Source organism: Zoogloea sp. (assembly GCF_044344315.1).
Classification (GTDB): Bacteria; Pseudomonadota; Gammaproteobacteria; order Burkholderiales; family Rhodocyclaceae; genus Zoogloea.
Genome location: NZ_JBIJDC010000035.1, coordinates 1 through 15,590 on the forward strand (window position 1 = coordinate 1; position 15,590 = coordinate 15,590).

16 protein-coding genes are annotated in these 15,590 nt (G+C 68.2%); 7 read left to right on the top strand and 9 right to left on the bottom strand.

Annotated elements, in window-relative coordinates; translation table 11 throughout:
- Nucleotides 1-437 precede the first annotated feature (437 nt).
- From ACIQ09_RS09675 to ACIQ09_RS09685, 3 genes are all read left to right on the top strand, one after another.
- Nucleotides 438-905 carry a hypothetical protein gene (locus ACIQ09_RS09675; RefSeq protein ID WP_398308620.1) on the top strand — a complete coding sequence of 156 codons (468 nt, stop codon included), beginning with the start codon at nt 438-440 and terminating at the stop codon, nt 903-905.
- Between the two features lie 200 nt (nt 906-1,105).
- Nucleotides 1,106-1,888, top strand: a complete 783-nt coding sequence (locus ACIQ09_RS09680; protein ID WP_398308622.1) for a 3-hydroxybutyrate dehydrogenase — start codon at nt 1,106-1,108, stop codon at nt 1,886-1,888.
- 17 nt (nt 1,889-1,905) lie between these two features.
- Nucleotides 1,906-3,750, top strand: a complete 1,845-nt coding sequence (locus tag ACIQ09_RS09685; RefSeq protein WP_398308624.1) for a nitric oxide reductase activation protein NorD — start codon at nt 1,906-1,908, stop codon at nt 3,748-3,750.
- On the opposite strand, the gene ACIQ09_RS09690 is transcribed toward ACIQ09_RS09685, so the two are convergent.
- Entirely contained in the window at nt 3,737-4,519 is a 783-nt protein-coding gene (locus ACIQ09_RS09690; RefSeq protein ID WP_398308626.1) for an EAL domain-containing protein, read from the bottom strand. The two genes, ACIQ09_RS09685 and ACIQ09_RS09690, sit on opposite strands and share 14 nt — an antisense overlap.
- 94 nt (nt 4,520-4,613) lie before the next feature.
- Nucleotides 4,614-5,480: a LysR family transcriptional regulator gene (locus ACIQ09_RS09695; RefSeq protein ID WP_398308628.1), complete on the bottom strand. Its 867-nt coding sequence runs from the start codon at nt 5,478-5,480 to the stop codon at nt 4,614-4,616.
- A 485-nt stretch (nt 5,481-5,965) separates the two neighbouring features.
- On the opposite strand from ACIQ09_RS09695, the gene ACIQ09_RS09700 reads away from it, so the two are divergent.
- Nucleotides 5,966-6,565, top strand: a complete 600-nt coding sequence (locus ACIQ09_RS09700) for a cysteine hydrolase family protein (RefSeq protein ID WP_398308630.1) — start codon at nt 5,966-5,968, stop codon at nt 6,563-6,565.
- 24 nt (nt 6,566-6,589) lie between these two features.
- Here the strand turns inward: ACIQ09_RS09700 and ACIQ09_RS09705 are convergent, their stop codons facing one another.
- Together ACIQ09_RS09705 and ACIQ09_RS09710 are read right to left on the bottom strand one after the other, a co-directional pair.
- Complete coding sequence (locus ACIQ09_RS09705; protein WP_398308632.1) at nt 6,590-6,967, bottom strand: hypothetical protein; 378 nt, start codon at nt 6,965-6,967, stop codon at nt 6,590-6,592.
- 20 nt (nt 6,968-6,987) lie between these two features.
- Nucleotides 6,988-7,308 (bottom strand): DUF1840 domain-containing protein, encoded by a 321-nt coding sequence (locus tag ACIQ09_RS09710; protein ID WP_398308634.1) that lies wholly within the window; start codon nt 7,306-7,308, stop codon nt 6,988-6,990.
- 126 nt (nt 7,309-7,434) lie between these two features.
- Between ACIQ09_RS09710 and rarD the strand changes: the two genes are divergently transcribed.
- The 3 genes from rarD to ACIQ09_RS09725 all read left to right on the top strand — a co-directional run bounded on the left by rarD (nt 7,435) and on the right by ACIQ09_RS09725 (nt 9,849).
- Entirely contained in the window at nt 7,435-8,325 is an 891-nt protein-coding gene (gene rarD, locus ACIQ09_RS09715) for an EamA family transporter RarD (RefSeq protein ID WP_398308636.1), read from the top strand.
- Between the two features lie 56 nt (nt 8,326-8,381).
- A complete protein-coding gene (locus ACIQ09_RS09720) occupies nt 8,382-9,305 on the top strand; it encodes an ROK family protein (protein WP_398308638.1) in 924 nt (307 codons plus the stop codon).
- Nucleotides 9,306-9,429: 124 nt separating this feature from the next.
- Nucleotides 9,430-9,849 (top strand): hypothetical protein, encoded by a 420-nt coding sequence (locus ACIQ09_RS09725; protein WP_398308640.1) that lies wholly within the window; start codon nt 9,430-9,432, stop codon nt 9,847-9,849.
- Here ACIQ09_RS09725 and ACIQ09_RS09730 read toward each other — a convergent pair.
- The 5 genes from ACIQ09_RS09730 to ACIQ09_RS09750 all read right to left on the bottom strand — a co-directional run bounded on the left by ACIQ09_RS09730 (nt 9,833) and on the right by ACIQ09_RS09750 (nt 15,590).
- Nucleotides 9,833-10,135 carry a hypothetical protein gene (locus ACIQ09_RS09730; RefSeq protein ID WP_398308642.1) on the bottom strand — a complete coding sequence of 101 codons (303 nt, stop codon included), beginning with the start codon at nt 10,133-10,135 and terminating at the stop codon, nt 9,833-9,835. The genes ACIQ09_RS09725 and ACIQ09_RS09730 overlap by 17 nt on opposite strands.
- Before the next feature lie 132 nt (nt 10,136-10,267).
- Nucleotides 10,268-12,178: an ATP-binding protein gene (locus ACIQ09_RS09735; protein ID WP_398308644.1), complete on the bottom strand. Its 1,911-nt coding sequence runs from the start codon at nt 12,176-12,178 to the stop codon at nt 10,268-10,270.
- Nucleotides 12,175-13,467 (bottom strand): HD-GYP domain-containing protein, encoded by a 1,293-nt coding sequence (locus ACIQ09_RS09740; RefSeq protein WP_398308646.1) that lies wholly within the window; start codon nt 13,465-13,467, stop codon nt 12,175-12,177. Before ACIQ09_RS09740 ends, ACIQ09_RS09735 begins: the two co-directional genes overlap by 4 nt.
- Nucleotides 13,468-13,523: 56 nt before the next feature.
- Entirely contained in the window at nt 13,524-14,180 is a 657-nt protein-coding gene (locus ACIQ09_RS09745) for a lactate utilization protein C (protein ID WP_398308648.1), read from the bottom strand.
- A gap of 6 nt (nt 14,181-14,186) precedes the next feature.
- Nucleotides 14,187-15,590, bottom strand: coding sequence for a LutB/LldF family L-lactate oxidation iron-sulfur protein (locus tag ACIQ09_RS09750; protein ID WP_398308650.1), 1,404 nt, complete (start codon nt 15,588-15,590; stop codon nt 14,187-14,189).

The window sequence follows — 15,590 nt, forward strand, 5'->3', positions numbered from 1 at the left end:
GCCAATGTGACGTAGTACAACGGAAAGCCGTCCGTAAGGGCTCACCGGTCAAAGGTCGAAGAGAGGGGCTCAACGACATTCGGATAAAGCCTGGAAAGCGCTTCCACCCCGGACGGCAAGGCTCACCGAGCCCGGCGTGCCTGCCAGGGGCAGGGTTTACATACCTAACGCGAACATCGCCAGTGAATTCGACCCCACGGTCCTTCCAGCCAGCGTCAGCGTCTTCGGAAAGCCCCCTTTCCCTTTACTCGTCGGGCGGAGCCGGCCAGGGGGCAGCCAAGCCCCCGTTGGCACTGGGTTTGTGTCTGTTTCAGAGAGGATGGCTGAGGCAAGCAGGTTCAATCCCGGTCTTGAGTTGTTGGCTGTTTTTTTATACAGTTAAATGGATTGCCGCGATTGCCCGCGCTTAATCTTCGCGACACCGTGAAACCATGCCCATGAATCACCAGACTTGTTTCGAGTTTCCTGCCGATGGTGTTCAGCTGCCGCTGCCTGTCGTGCGCAAGGCCCGGCGGCGGCGGGATGCGACGGTTGGGGATGCCGGAGCCCCGTGCCAGCTGGCGCTGGTGGTGTCCGGTGAGTTGATCGAGGTCCAGCTGCCAGTGCGTGTGCCGCCGCCGCCCGATGAGGCGGCGTTCGAGACGCTGGTGCGCAGTTCGCGGCAGATGGCGGAGCCCGTCGAGCCGCGGCGTGCGGGTGGCCGGCCGCTGCGGTCCGTGTCGGTAACGGTGCGGGGGCGGCAATGGGAGGTGTCCCTGCGCCTGGTGCCCGATGAGTACGAGCCCCATGCACTGCTCACGGCCCATGACGAACTCGGTGAGCAGGTTGCCGAGGAGCGGGTCGTTGCCGATTTCCGGCTCACCGAAGGGGTGGCACGCAGCTGGATCGAGGGGGATTTCCAGTAGCCGGTCGTGTGCTGGGTGGCGGGGATCGGCCTGGCAAATTGAGCCAGGACAGGGCGGCGCGCTGGCCTGCCAGCTAAAGTCCCGGCCAATCATGAAGTCTGCCGAGGTGCTTTCCCTGCTTGCCGTCTGCCCGTCTCCTCCTTCGGGTAGCATCCCTTGTCTGACCGGGCAGGGGCCCGGTGCGAATCGAGGAGAGTGAGATGCTGGCAGGCAGGACGGCTTTGGTGACGGGTTCGACTTCCGGGATTGGTCTGGCGGTAGCCCAGGCCCTGGCGCGGGCCGGGGCGAAGGTGATGCTCAACGGTTCACGGCCGGCGGCGGATGCGGAGGCCCTGCGGGCCGAGCTGGCCGCAGAGACGGGCGTGGAGGTGGGCTACACCCAGGCCAACCTGGCCCAGGGCGCATCGGCCCGGGGCCTGGTAGAGGCCACCATCGCGGCCTTCGGCAGCGTGGACATCCTGGTCAATAACGCGGGCATCCAGCATGTGGCGGCGGTAGACGCCTTTCCCGACGACACCTGGGACCAGCTCATCGCCATCAACCTGTCGTCGGTGTTCCACACCACCAAGGCGGCCCTGCCGTCCATGAAGGCGCGGGGCTGGGGGCGCATCGTCAATATCGCCTCGGCCCACGGCGTGGTGGCCTCGCCCTTCAAGGCGCCCTACACGGCCAGCAAGCACGCGGTGGTGGGTTTTTCAAAGGCGGTGGCGCTGGAAGTGGCCGAGCAGGGCATCACCTGCAACGCCCTGTGCCCGGGCTATGTGCGCACCCCCCTGGTGGAAAAGCAAGTGGTGGATCAGGCCAAGGTGCACAACCTGCCGGAAGACCGGGTGATCCGCGAGGTGATCCTGGCTGCCCAGCCCACCAAGCAGTTCGTCGAGGCCGATGAAGTGGCGGCCTTCACGGTGTTCCTGTGCTCCGATGCGGCCCGTTCGGTGACCGGCTCGGTGCAGTTGATCGATGGGGGCTGGACCGCGAGGTAGCCCCGGGAAAGGCAGGCATGGAAGAGTTCATCGGTGGCTTGTGGCACCGCTTCATCACCCGCGCGGCGACGCGCAGCCACCCGGAGGCGGTGGTGCGCCTGGCCGACATGGAGCGCAGCGCCGGGATTCTCTTCCGCGCCCTGGGGGGCGACGCCGGCTTGCGCGTGGCACCGGCCGCCGAAGTGGAACATGGTGCCCGCCGCAACTGGCTGGCGCGCCTCGCCCATGCCGGCGAGAAGGTGGCCCAGGCAGCCCGGGATGAGGAAACCCTGCGCTTGCCGGCCGAGATCGCGCTCTTCCCCGAGCGCAGCCTCAACCGCGATCTGTATCTCTGGCTGATCGCCCAGGGGGCTGCCCTGCCCGCCGGGGGCCTGTCGGCCGACACCTGGATCGTCGCCAACCAGCAGGCCAGCGCCGCCACCCTGGAGGCCTTTCCGGGCTTTGCGGCGCGCTATGGCCGGCTGGTGGCGGCGGTGCTGGCCGAACGCCCCGACCCCGGCAAGCTGCCGGCCGACGAGGCCGCCGCCGAGAGGGCAATCCGCCAGGCCCTGGATGCGCCGGGCAGCGTTACCGCCCTGCCGGCCGCCCTGCGCCCGCCGACACCCGTGGCCCTGTGGCTGTATCCGGCGCCGGTGGCCCTGGACAGGCGCCAGTCCGCCGCCGACCCGACCCCGGCCGAACACCGGGAGGGCAGCAAGTCGACCGATGCCACTGACCGCCGCCGTCAGGCCCAGCGGGAAGACATGCCCGATGGCCGCAATGGTCTGATCCTGCCTTTCCGGGCCGAGAGCCTGCTGTCCTTTGCCGAGTACGTGAAGGTGAACCGCGGCCACGAAGAGGGCGACGACGAGGACCCGACCCGGGTGGCCCACGACATGGACCGCATCGCTGTGGCCCAGGACGGTCAGGACACCGCCTCGCGGGTACGCTTCGATCTGGATCTGCCCTCCGCGGCCCACGACGACATTCCCCTGGAGAGCGGCATCCTGCTGCCCGAGTGGGACTGGAAGAAGCAGGTGCTGAAGAAGGACATGTGCAGCATCACCGTACTCGACCCCCGGGATGCCCAGCCCTGCCCGCTGCCCCCGCGGCTGCAGGCCCCGGCCCGGCGCCTGCGCCGCCAGCTGGAGGCCCTCACCCCGGCCCGGCGCTGGCTCAAGAACCAGCCCGACGGCCCCGAGCTCGACATCGATGCTTGCGTGCGCGCCTACGCCGATCGGCGCACCGGCCATGTGGCCGGCAGCGATGGCGGCTACCTGTCCTGCGAGCGGCGGGAGCGCGACCTGTGCTGCCTGGTGCTGGCTGATCTGTCCCTGTCCACCGATACCTGGGTCAGCGACGAGCAGCGCGTGATCGACGTGATCCGTGACAGCCTGTGGCTGTTCTCGGAGGCCCTGGGGGCAACGGGCGACCCCTTCGGCCTGTACGGCTTCTCCTCACGGCGGCGCGAGCACATCCGCTTTCATCGCATCAAGGGCTTTGACGAGAAGATTGACGACCGTATCCGCGGCCGCATCGGCGTGCTCAAGCCCGGCTTCTACACCCGCATGGGGGCGGCCATCCGCTACGCCACGCAGATCCTGTCGAAGCGGCCGGAGGCCCTGCGCCTGCTGATGATCCTGTCCGATGGCAAGCCCAATGACGTGGATCACTACGAAGGGCGCTACGGTATCGAGGACACCCGGATGAGCCTCAACGCCGCCCGCCAGGAGGGCGTGCGGCCCTTCTGCGTGACCATCGACAAGGCAGGCCAGGGCTATCTGCCTCACCTCTTCGGCCCGTCCGGTTACACCATCCTGCGCAATCCGGCCGATCTGCCGGCGCGCCTCCCCGCGCTTTACGCCCAGCTCACCGCAGCTTGACGGGCGCCTTGTCGCAGGCCGTGGCCAGCAGCCCGGCCACACTGCGTGACAGCTGGCGCACCGGTTCGGCCGCCGGCAGGCCCAGCAGGTAGCCCTGGGCGCAGTCGCAGCCCAGCGCGCACAGGGCGGCCAGGTCGCGGGCATCCTCGATGCCCTCGGCGATCACCTGCAGCCCATGTCCGCGGGCCTCGTCCACCAGCAAGGCGAGCGCCTCCTGGCGGGTAGGGTCGGCGTGGATGCGGCGGCTGCGGGGCGGTGTCAGCTTGAGAAAGTCCGCGGCGATGCCGGAGCGCCCGATGGCGCGTCCGCAGCCCAGCGCAGGAAGGTGCGCCCAGGCTTCCGTCAGGCCCTGGGGCGGAGTGTCGGCCTCCATGTACTCCACCACCAGCCGGCTGGCCTCCAGCCCACCTTCATTGAGCACGGCCGACAGCCCGTCGTCACGCATCAGGTCGACGATCATGGCCCCGCTCAGGTTGATGAAGAGTCGCCCGGGCAGCGCTGCGGCCACAAAGGCGGATATCGCCCTGCGCACGGCGAGGTGCTCCAGGGGCAGGCCCAGGCCCGCGTCCCGGGCCACCCGCAGGAGCTGCTCCGGCGTGTGGAGCGGCGAGTCAACGGGGCCGCGCATCAGGGTTTCGTAGCCCAACACCTCCCGGCGGCGCAGGTCAAAGACCGGCTGGAAGACGAAGCTGAGCGCCTGGCAGGCCAGGATGTCGCGGAGGTGGGAGACGAGGCCGCTGAAGTACATGGCGCGTGGACGGGGGAGCAATGGGTAATACCGTCATTGTCGCCACCCCTTCACGCCAATTGAATGAAGCTTTTGTGAAGACGGCATGATGGCGCGGCCGTCCGGCCCCGCCGCTTCAGGGGCTGCCACGGAAGCATGCCGCCTCGGCGGTGAAGCACTCCACCAGCCAGTCGGCGCTGGCGGCGACCCGGGCCTGGGGGCGGGCGTCCGGGTGGATGAGCATCCACAGCTCCCGGCTCAGCACCGGCTCCGGCCCGCCCAGGCGCACCAGGCCTGGGTCGGGGTCGGCCATGAAGCAGGGCAGGATGCCGTGGCCGATGCCGTCGGCCACCGCCCGGGCCAGGCCGCGCAGGCTGTTGGAGCGCAGGCGCACCCGGCCCTTGCCCAGCATGGCCTCGAGGCGCTGCATCTCCGGGGTGTGGGCCAGGTCCTGGTTGTAGGCCACCCAGTCGCCGGGCCGCACCGGCAGGTCGCCACGGGCCGCACCGTAGATGCCAAAGCCCACGTCGGCCAGCTTGCGGATCAGGAAGTCGCCGCTGGCCGGGCGGGCCAGGCGAATGGCGATGTCGGCCTCGCGGCGGGCCACGCTCAGGTTGTCGTTGCTGGCGATCAGCTCCACGGCCAGATCCGGGTGGCGGGCGTACAGGCCGGGCAGGCGCGGCACCAGGTACTCGCCAATGATGGCGCTCACCGCAGTGATACGCACCAGACCGCTCACCGCCCGGTTGCCGGCCTCGGCCAGGCGCACCACCCCGGCTACGTCTTCCTCGATGCGCGCGCTGCGCTCCAGCACCCGCGCGCCCACCGGGGTCGGGTGCCAGCGCCCGTCGTTGCGCTCGAAGAGGGGGGCGCCCAGGGTGTCCTCCAGGGCCCGCAGGCGCCGGGCCACGGTGGTCTGGTCCACCTTGAGGCTGCGGGCCGCCGCCGCCAGCGTCCCTTCGCGGCCGATCACCACCAGAAAGCGCAGGTCGTCCCAGTTCATCTCGAAATCTCCGTTTGACCTGTCATCCGACAAGGCTCCTGTGGGGTCGAACTCATCCAACTTTCCTCGGTTGTTCTCTCTGAACCAGACGCAAACTCATTGCTGACGCGGGTTTGCCCTCCACTGGCCGTATCACCCGACGGGTGAAGCTGAAGGGGTTTATGGGACGCGCCGAGGGCGGCTGGAGGGACTGTGGGGGCGACTTCAGTCGCCCGCGGAGGTCGATCAAGGGCATGCCTGTGATCGAGGCGTGGGTGGGCGACTGACGTCCCCCCTACAGGAGAGACCGCATCGACCGTCAGACGACGCGTCAAACGGAGGAAATTAGGTTTATTCGACCCCACGGGCCCTCCTGCCACGCTTATGCAACATTTTGCCTGGCCCTGCATTTTTGCAGGAAAGTTGGGCGTGGATGTCAATTCACGCAGGCAGAGCGACGGATTAGTCTGTGCTCGCTGCTTCCCCATTCAACCAGGAGACATTCCATGACCGCTTCCACCACCCTGCGCCAGTTGTCCGGCCTCCCCGCAGCCCCGTCCCGCCTGTCCGAGTCGGCCCTCATCCTGGTCGACGCCCAGAACACCTACCGCACGGGCGTGATGCAGCTCAGCGGCGTCGAGCCGGCGCTGGACGCCTGCGCCAGCCTGCTGGCCCGCGCCCGGGCCCTGAAGGTGCCGGTGATCCACATCCAGCACGACGCGGGCCCCGGCTCACCCTACGACATCCGGGCCGAGATCGGCGCGATTGCCGACAAGGTGGCGCCCGCCGAGGGCGAGCCGGTGGTGGTGAAGAACTACCCCAACTCCTTCCTGAACACCGACCTGGATGCGCGCCTGAAGGCGCTGGGGGTGAAGAACGTGGTGGTGGCCGGGTTCATGACCCATATGTGCATCAACTCCACGGGTCGCGGTGCCTTTAACCTGGGCTACGCGGTCACCGTGCCGGCGAATGCCACCGCCACCCGCCCGCTGGCCGCGCCGGATGGCAGCACGGTTCCCGCCGCAGCCCTGCAGGCCGCGGCCCTGGCGGCGCTGGGGGATCTGTTTGCGGTGGTGGTGCCCGACGTGGCCGACATTCCGGACTGAGCCCGGTGCCGGGCGGGCGGCGCGTCAGGCCTGCTGCTGCCCGGCTCGGTGCACGCTACGGCGGCGTGCCAGGTAGGCTGGGCCGAGGCGGGCGGTCAGGGCCTCCGCCTGCCTCCAGATGTCCGGATGGGGGCGGAAGCTGTCGCGCAGCTGCTTCCACAGGGGCGAGGCCTTGTGGAGGAGTTCATGCAGCACCGTGTCGAGCAGGTCGAGGGCATCGGCATCCGACAGGTGGGCGAGGTAGCGGGGGTTGAGGCGCAGGGTGTCGGAGTGCCAGCGGTACTGGCCCACCACCCTTCCCGAGACTGGCAGGCGCACGGTGCACAGGCGCTTTGGGATGCCTAGTTCGGGCAGGTGTGCCTGCACCACCTCGAGGGCCAGGTCGATGTCACGCTGGGTCATGGGCTGGCGGCCTGAGCGCTTCAGACGCCCCAGGTGACCGGCTGCTTGTCTTTCAGGGAACGCTCCAGGATCTCCAGCAGCGGCACCGCACGCTGGAAGAAGCTGACCCCGCCACCGCCGGGCTTGGCTTCCGTTTCGTCCGTGTCGGCCTTTTCTGCCTGGCGCGCCTTGTCGGCGGCAATGGCGTCCTTCAGGGTGGCGATGGCCGCCGGCAACTGTTCGACGGTGAAGATGCCCTTGGCGTCGGCCGGGTCCTTGCCCAGCACGCTGAGCATCTCCTTGCCATTCTTCTCGAACATGATGACGTCGCCGCTGGCGGGGGATTTGAAGATGATCAGCATGGTGGTGTGTCCTTGCAGTGGAATGGGCCCATTGTAGGCCTCCGGCGGGTCCGGAGGAAAACCCCAAGGGCGCCGCAGCGGGGCAGGTGATACCTTTGGTCTCCAACTTTCCGCCAACGTAAACCCGTGGATCCACGTGCAAGCCTTGCCGGTGTCGCCTTCGGCCTCGGAGCCTACGGCATCTGGGGCTTCTTCCCCCTGTTCTTCCGCCAGCTCGGCCATGTCGGCCCGGTGGAGGTGTTGTGCAACCGGGCCCTGTGGGGCTGCGTGTTCGTCAGCCTCATCCTCAGCGCGCGCCGTCACTGGCCGGCGACCCTCGCTGCCGCGCGGCGCCCCGGCACCGTGCTGCGCCTGGGGGTGGCGGCCTTGCTGGTGGGCTCCAACTGGCTGGCCTTTCTGTGGGCGGTGGACCAGCGCCAGGTGGTGGCCTCCAGCCTGGGCTACTTCCTGACCCCGCTGGTGAATGTGCTGCTCGGCATGCTGGTGCTCAAGGAGCGCCTCAACGGCAAGGAGTGGGCCTCGGTGGGGCTGGCCGTGGCGGCCGTCGGTAGCGAACTGCTGACCCTCGGCAGCCTGCCCTGGATCTCCCTGTTCATTGGCGGCAGCTTCGGCTTGTATGGGTTGGTGCGCAAACAGGTGGCGGTGGACGCCATCTCCGGCCTGTGGCTGGAAACCCTCACCATGCTGCCCCTGGTCGGCCTGTATGCCCTGTGGCAGCAGACCCAGGGGCACAGCGTCTTCACGGGCTTCGATGGTCTGACCCAGGGTCTGCTGGCGGCCTCCGGGGTGCTCACGGCGCTGCCCCTGATGTTGTTTGCCGCGGCCACCCAGCGCCTTAACCTGGCCACGGTGGGCATGCTCATGTACATCAACCCGACCCTGCAGTTCCTCACCGCCATCCTGATCTTCGATGAACCCCTGCAGCCCGCCCGCCTGCTCACCTTCGGGCTGATCTGGGCCGGGTTGATCCTGTACAGCTGGAGCGGCTGGGAGAAGTACCGGGCCAGCCAGGCCTGAGCGGGATCCGCCGCGGGCCGGGCTATCATCCGGCTTTTGCTCAGGACTCCCGGCCCATGCGCATCGGCATCGACCTCGGCGGCACCAAGATCGAAATCATCGCCCTCGATGAGGACGGCCGCACCCTGGCCCGGCGCCGGGTGGCGACGCCCCGGGGCGACTATGCCGGCACCCTGGCCGCGGTGGCCGGGCTGGTGGCTGCAGTGGAGGGCGAGCTGGGGCGGCGCGGAACGGTAGGCGTGGGCACGCCCGGCGCCCTGTCGCGACGTAGCGGGCTGATCAAGAATGCCAACTCGACCTGCCTCATCGGCCAGCCCTTGCTGACCGATCTGCAAGGACTGCTCGGGCGTGAGCTGCGCATCGCCAACGACGCCAACTGCTTTGCCCTGTCCGAGGCGGTGGACGGCGCTGCGGCGGGGGCCGACGTGGTCTTCGGGGTGATCCTCGGCACCGGGGTGGGGGGCGGCATCGTGGTGCATGGGCAGGTGCTCGACGGGGCCAACGGGATTGCCGGCGAGTGGGGGCACAACCCCTTGCCCCTGCCCGGGGGTGACGATCTGCCTCTGCCGGCCTGTTATTGCGGCCGTTCCGGCTGTATTGAAACCTATCTGAGCGGCCCGGGCATGGCCGCTGACCACGCCCGGTGGAGTGGCGCAGCGCTGACACCCGAGGCCATCGTATCCGCGGCGGCGGCGGGAGATGCCGCCTGCGAGGCGACCCTGCAGCGCTACGAGGCGCGCCTGGCCCGGGCGCTGGCCGGGGTGATCAACCTGCTTGATCCGGATGTGATCGTGCTCGGCGGTGGCTTGTCGAATCTGGCCCGCCTGTATGTGAATGTTCCCCAATACTGGGGCGCCCACGTCTTCTCCGACCAGGTGGACACCCGCCTGGTCGCGGCTGTACATGGGGATTCATCGGGGGTGCGCGGTGCGGCCTGGCTATGGCCGGGGAAGCTGGGCTCGAGGACGCAGGCCGGTTGAGACAAGCGCCTGCAATCGGCGCAGAATGTCGCGCTGCGGGTGGCGACAGATTTCCGGGCCGGTGAGTGCCTTCTGCCCGCTTTCCGCAGCCCCGATATGCCGACCCAACCGAGACCCTGAGCCCATGTGGACCACGCCGGATACAGCCTATCGCACCAGCCTCAGCCTGATGGCTCTGATGGGGAGGCTTGCCCTCGCCAATGTCGATGCCGCCCAGCGTATGCAGTACCTGGTGAGCAGGCTGGCGCTGGGAGCCACTGGCAGTTGTCTGCGTACCCACGTCCTGCAGCATGGGGATGTGCTTTATGCCGCCGACAGGGCAGCGCTGGAGCAGCGTGTCGGCCTGATGGCAGAGGCCGGGGCCGAGGGTAGCGTGACCATCGTCCGGGGCCTCATCGAGGAAAGCACGCGGGCCCACATCCGCTGCATGGAGGAGCTGTTCGGCATCCGCAGTGATGTCGTTGCACCGGTGCTCCAGCTGGCCTTCTCGGCCGGCACGAGCGTGCCCCCCATGGCGCTCCCCTGCTTCAGCGCAAGGGGATGACCAGCGGCGGAATGCCGATCACCACTGACGGTTGCGGCGTGTAGGCGTAGGCCGGCGGCGGGGCGTAATACGGGGTGGGCTGATAGACCACGCGGGGGGCGCGGTAGTGGCGATAATTGTGGCCGTGATGGTGGCCGTGATGCTTCCAGCCATGATGACGCTCACCGTAGCCGCCGTGGCGGGGATGGTAGTCGCGGTCGCCACCGTGGGCGCTGGCGCTCAGTGACAGGCCGAGCCCAAGACTGGCCAGCAGGCCGGCGGTGATCAGTTGGCGGATGTTTCGCATGGTCCTCTCCTCATACCCCGGATGGGGCGGAACGATTCAAGGATAGCGAGCTTGCGGCCCGTGGGAGGGCCGGTTTTGTAAGCAAATCTGTGTCGCCGACGGCGGGAGTGTGTCCACCTCGCCGGGTTTTTTTCAGTTTTCGCCGCTGCTCTGGCCGGCCTGATGGGCCGCAATCAGGATCTGCCGCCAGCGTTGGATGGCGTCGGCCAGGGCTTCCCGGGCCACCGGCTTGACCACATAGTCGTTCATGCCCGCGTCGAGGGCAGCCTGGCGTTCTTCGCTCATGGCGTCGGCGCTGACGCCGATGATGTACGCCTTGTTACCGTCTGCGCGCAGGGCGCGGGTGGTGGCGATGCCATCGAGTTTTGGCATGCGGGCATCCATGAAGATCAGCTCAAAGGCGGCTTCCGCACAGCGCACCAGGGCTTCCTCACCGTTCTCGGCATAGACCAGGCCATTTGCGCCGAAGCGCTCCAGCATGCGACCTAGGACAAGGCGGTTGATCGGGTTGTCCTCGACGATCAGGATGCGGGTGTTCTGGCGCAGGATGGTGCGCGGCGCTTCGGGGGCAGGGCTTTCCTCGGCGGTGGCGCTTTCCAGGCTCACCGTGAACCAGAAACGGGAGCCCTTGCTTTCCTCGCTGTCCACGCCGATCTCGCCACCCATCAGCTCGCACAGCATGCGGCAGATGGCCAGGCCGAGCCCGGTGCCGCCGTAACGGCGGGTGGTGGACATGTCGGCCTGCTCGAAGGGCGTGAAGATGTGCCGGCATTTGTCCGGGGCAATGCCGATACCGGTATCGCTGACCGTGAAGCGCAGGTGGGTGCGGCCCGCGTCGCCGGGGTTGGCGGTCACATGGATGCCGACGCGGCCGTGGGCGGTGAACTTGAAGGCGTTGCCCACCAGGTTCATCAGCACCTGGCGCAGGCGTGTCGGGTCGCCGATGAGCACTCGCGGAGTGTTGTCGGTGACCGCCGCGCTGAAGTCCAGCGCCTTCTCCCGGGCCTTCGGGCGGAACAGACGCTCCACGTCTGCCACGAGCTGGCGCAGGTCGAAGCCGACCTGTTCGAGGCTCATCTTGCGGGCCTCGATTTTTGAGTAGTCGAGAATATCGTTGATGATGCCGAGCAGGGCTTCGCCGCTCTTCTGGATGGTGCTGATGTAGTCCTTCTGTTCGGCCGAATGGGGGGCCATTTCAAGGAGCTGGGCCATGCCGATGATGCCGTTCATCGGAGTGCGGATCTCGTGGGACATCATCGCCAGAAAATCGCTCTTGGCACGGCTGGCGGCGGTGGCGGCATCGCGGGCGGCGATCAGGGCCTGTTCGGCACGATGCCGCTCAGTCACGTCGGTGACGCAGAACACCCTGCCGATGACTTCCTCGTCGTGGCGGGCCGGGCGGGCGCTGAGCTCGAAGATGCGGCCGTCCCGGAGGGGCAAGGTATCGAAGGTTTCGCTGAGGCCCTGGCTGGTGAGCAGGCACCGCAACACGTCAGGCGCCTCGACCGCCTGGATCAGGTGATCAAGCAGGGCCGCGTCGTCGTGGCGGGTGAGCAGGTCTTCGGGCAGTTGCCACAGGCGGGCCAGCCGGCGGTTCATGTTCACCACGCGGCCCTCCCGGTCGACCACCAGGATGCCGTCGGCCGTGGCCTCCAGGGTGGCCCGCAGACGCGAGGCCATCAGGGCCAGCTCGTCTTCGGCCCGCTTCTGGGCGCCGATGTCGGTGGCGCGCACGAGGATGCCTTCCGGGATGCGCCGGATACTCTTGCTGGCCGACAGCAGGCTATCGTCGGCGCGCCGGTACAGGCCCTCCATGACCTGCTCGTCGATGACACCGCCGGCCCGCACCTCTTCCCAGAAGAACAGGTCGGCCAGGGCGCATTCGATGTCGGTGATGGACATGCCCACCAGCGCGTCGGCGGGGTGGCCGAGCAGGCGGGCGGCGGCCGGGTTGGCGGCCAGGATGACGAGGCTGGAAGGGTCCACGAGCAGCAGGATCTCTTCCGCTGCGGCGAGAAGGACATCCTGGTAGGCGGCATTCATTGACTGCGCCCCTTCCGTGAATCGGCGTCGAAGTAATAGGTCACGCGTTTACGCGGGCTGAGGTACTCATACACCTCAGGGGCCAGCTGGATGGGCCGCAGGGCCTTGGCAATATTGATGTCCGGTTCTTCCTCCAGGTCGAGCATGATGGCTTCGTCCTTGGGGATGCCCGGGTCGTAAACCGTGACCCAGGGCCGCAGGGGCTTGGCCGGATTGACCGAGGAGACCAGGGCGATGGCGTCGTTGGAGAGCTTCACCACGGTGCCCGGCGGATAGACGCCCAGGCAGCGGATCATCACCTGCAGGGCCCGGGTGTCGAACTTGGCGCGGCGCTGGGCGAACATCAGGGACAGGGCCTCGTGGGGCGTCATGGCCTTGGCCAGGTCGGCGGGATTGCACAGGTTGTCGTAGTAATTGACCAGGGACACGATGCGGGCCAGGGGGTCGATCTGATCGCCCTTGAGCTTGTTGGGGTAGCCGCTGCCGTCGGCCAGCTCGTGGTGCTGGGCGATGATGCGCAGCACCGCGTCGGGGAGCCCGATCTGCTTGCCCAGGCGCACGCCGTAGTCGCAGTGCAGCTGGCGCAGGTTGCGCTCCGGGGCGGTCAGCTCGTGGCGCGGGCGGGCCACCCGGTCGGGGATGTCGTTGAGGCCGACGTCGTGGAGCAAGGCGCCGACGCCGAGGATCTGGCAGTGCGCTCGGGCAAAGCCCAGTTCCTTGGCCAGCATCATCGACAGGATGGAGCAGTTGAGGCCGTGGTAGTAAGTCTCCTCGCCGCCGGCATGTTCGCCGATCACGTGGAGGGCCACCTCGGGCTGGTCGAGGAAGGCCATCACCATCTGGTTTACCAACTCGTCCACTTCCTCCAGGCATTCCTTCGGGCGGGCGAACAGGTTCTTGCCGATGTTGCGCATCACCCCGGCGGCTTTCACCAGGGCCTTTTCCACCTCGATGACCTGTCGCTTGCGCTGGGCCAGGCGGGCGATGCGCTCACGCTTGCTGGCCAGGGTGGAGCTGTTGGCAGGGTCCTCGATTTCGGTTTCGGGCGGTGGGGCTACGGCAGGCCGGGGGGCGGTCATGCCCCGCGGCTGTATGTCGGAGCGGTCGGGGTCGTAGCGGAAATGCTTGACCCCCAGGGTGCGCAGGATCGTCAGCTGCTCCGTCGAGCGGATCTTGAAGCTGTTGAAGCTGAAGGGGTGGCTGAACCAGGGCAGGTCGATATGGATGAACACCCCGACGCACAGCTGGTCGGGGGTAAGGACGAAATCCTGGTGTGAAGCAGGCGGCATCGGACAGGGGCCGGTGGCGGACGATAGGTGCTATTTCGGCGGCGGAGCGCGGAAGTTTAGCCACCTGCTGCCGGCCCGTCCTCCACCAGCAGCACATGCACACTGCGCGGGCCGTGGGCGCCGAGCTGGATGGTGAGCTCCACGTCGCCGGTGCGCGAGGGGCCGGAGATGATGTTGGTGGCCCGGGGCAGTCCGCCGGGCAGGGCGCGCAGCAGCGTCCAGGCGTCTTCGAAGTGACGCACGATGTGCCCGGCAGGCAGCACGATGAGGTGGTGGTCGGGCACGAAATTGAGGGTGGTCGGGCTGTCCGGTCCGGAGGCCAGCATCAGGCTGCCGATCTCGGCAATGCCGGCCAGGCAGGGGGTCACCGACATCTGCTCGTCCGGGCCGGCGGGGCCCGGGTGGTGGGCGAAGCCGGCAGGCCAGGGCAGCCCGGCCAGGGGGCGGGCTACGGCGGCGCGGGGCGGCAGGCCGTGGGCCTGGCGGTAGGCGGCGACGGCGGCGGGGATGGCGTCGGGATGGCTCACCCGTGCCACCGTGCCCGAGCGGCTCTCGAAGCGGGCGACGAAGCGCTCGACCAGGTCTTCGTCGAAGGCGATGCGGGTGTGGGCCGGGCGGCGTGCGTCGAGGGCGGCGGCCGCGCTGTCGGAAAGGGGGCCACGGCCAAGGGCGGTGCGGATCTGCCGGAGGATGGCGCTACGGGAGTCGGGCATGGGGTGTCAGGCTTTGTGGGCGTGCCACAGTTCAAGGAAGGTCTTGCCCTCGGGGGCGGGCAGATCGCGCAGGGCCGTCCAGCCGCCGGCGAAGGGCAGGTGCCGGAGGCGTCCGTCGCGGCCGCCGAGGCTTTTCAGGGCTCGCGCGGCGAGGCGGTTGGCGAACTGGTACAGCCCCGGCCGTTCGGCCACGAAACGCCACACGCCGAGGGCGCGTCGTTGCACTGGCGGGCTGATGCCACGCTGATGCTGCTGGTGGCGAAGCTCGCGCAGCAGCTCGGGCAGGGGGATGCGCACCGGGCACACCGACTGGCAGCGGCCGTTGAGGGTGCAGGCGTTGGGCAGGTCGTAGGTGGCATCCAGGCCGACGAAGAGCGGGGTGAGCACCGAGCCCATCGGGCCGGGATAGACCCAGCCGTAGGCGTGGCCGCCCACCGCGCCGTAAACCGGGCAGTGGTTCATGCAGGCGCCGCAGCGGATGCAGCGCAGCATGTCCTGAAACTTGCCGCCGAGCATCTTCGAGCGGCCGTTATCCACCAGTACCACGTGGAATTCTTCGGGGCCGTCCACGTCGCCTGGCCGGCGCGGGCCGGTGGACAGGGTGGTGTAGGTCTCGGTTTCCTGGCCGGTGGCGCTGCGCGCCAGGATGCGCAGGAACAGGCTGACGTCTTCCAGGGTCGGCACGATGCGTTCGATGCCGCTGGTGACGATGTGTACCTTGGCCAGGGTCTGGGTCAGGTCGCCATTGCCTTCGTTGGTGACGATGATGGATGAGCCGGTTTCGGCCACCAGGTAGTTGCCGCCGGTGATGCCCACGTCGGCCTTGAAGTACTTGTCGCGCAGCACCAGGCGCGCTTCGGTGACCAGATCGGCGACGGTGGTCTTGCGCGGCCCGCCGTGGGCGGCCTCGAACAGGTCGGAAACCTGCTCTTTCGTCTTGTGGATGGCCGGCGCGATGATGTGGGAGGGCGGCTCCTTGGCGAGCTGAATGATGTATTCGCCCAGGTCGGTTTCGACCACGGTGTAGCCGCGCGCTTCCAGGGCCGCGTTGAGGTTCACCTCCTCCGACACCATGGACTTGCCCTTGGTGATGGTCCGGGCCTGTACCCGTTCGCAGATGCCCAGGATGATGTTGCGGGCTTCCTCGGCGTCCCGCGCCCAATGCACGTGGCCACCGGCGGCGGTCACGGCGCTGTCGAAACGTTCCAGGTAGTGGTCGAGGTTTTCCAGCACGTGGTTCTTCACGTCCCGGGCCTGGTCGCGCAGGGCCTCGAATTCGGGCAGGGCGGCGACCAGCTCGGCGCGCTTGTTCACGAAGCCCTTGCGCGACTGGCCGAGGGCCTGGCGCAGGGTGGGGTTGGCCAGGGCGATGACGGCTTTCTGCTTGAAGCGGGGGCTGCTGACGTCCAT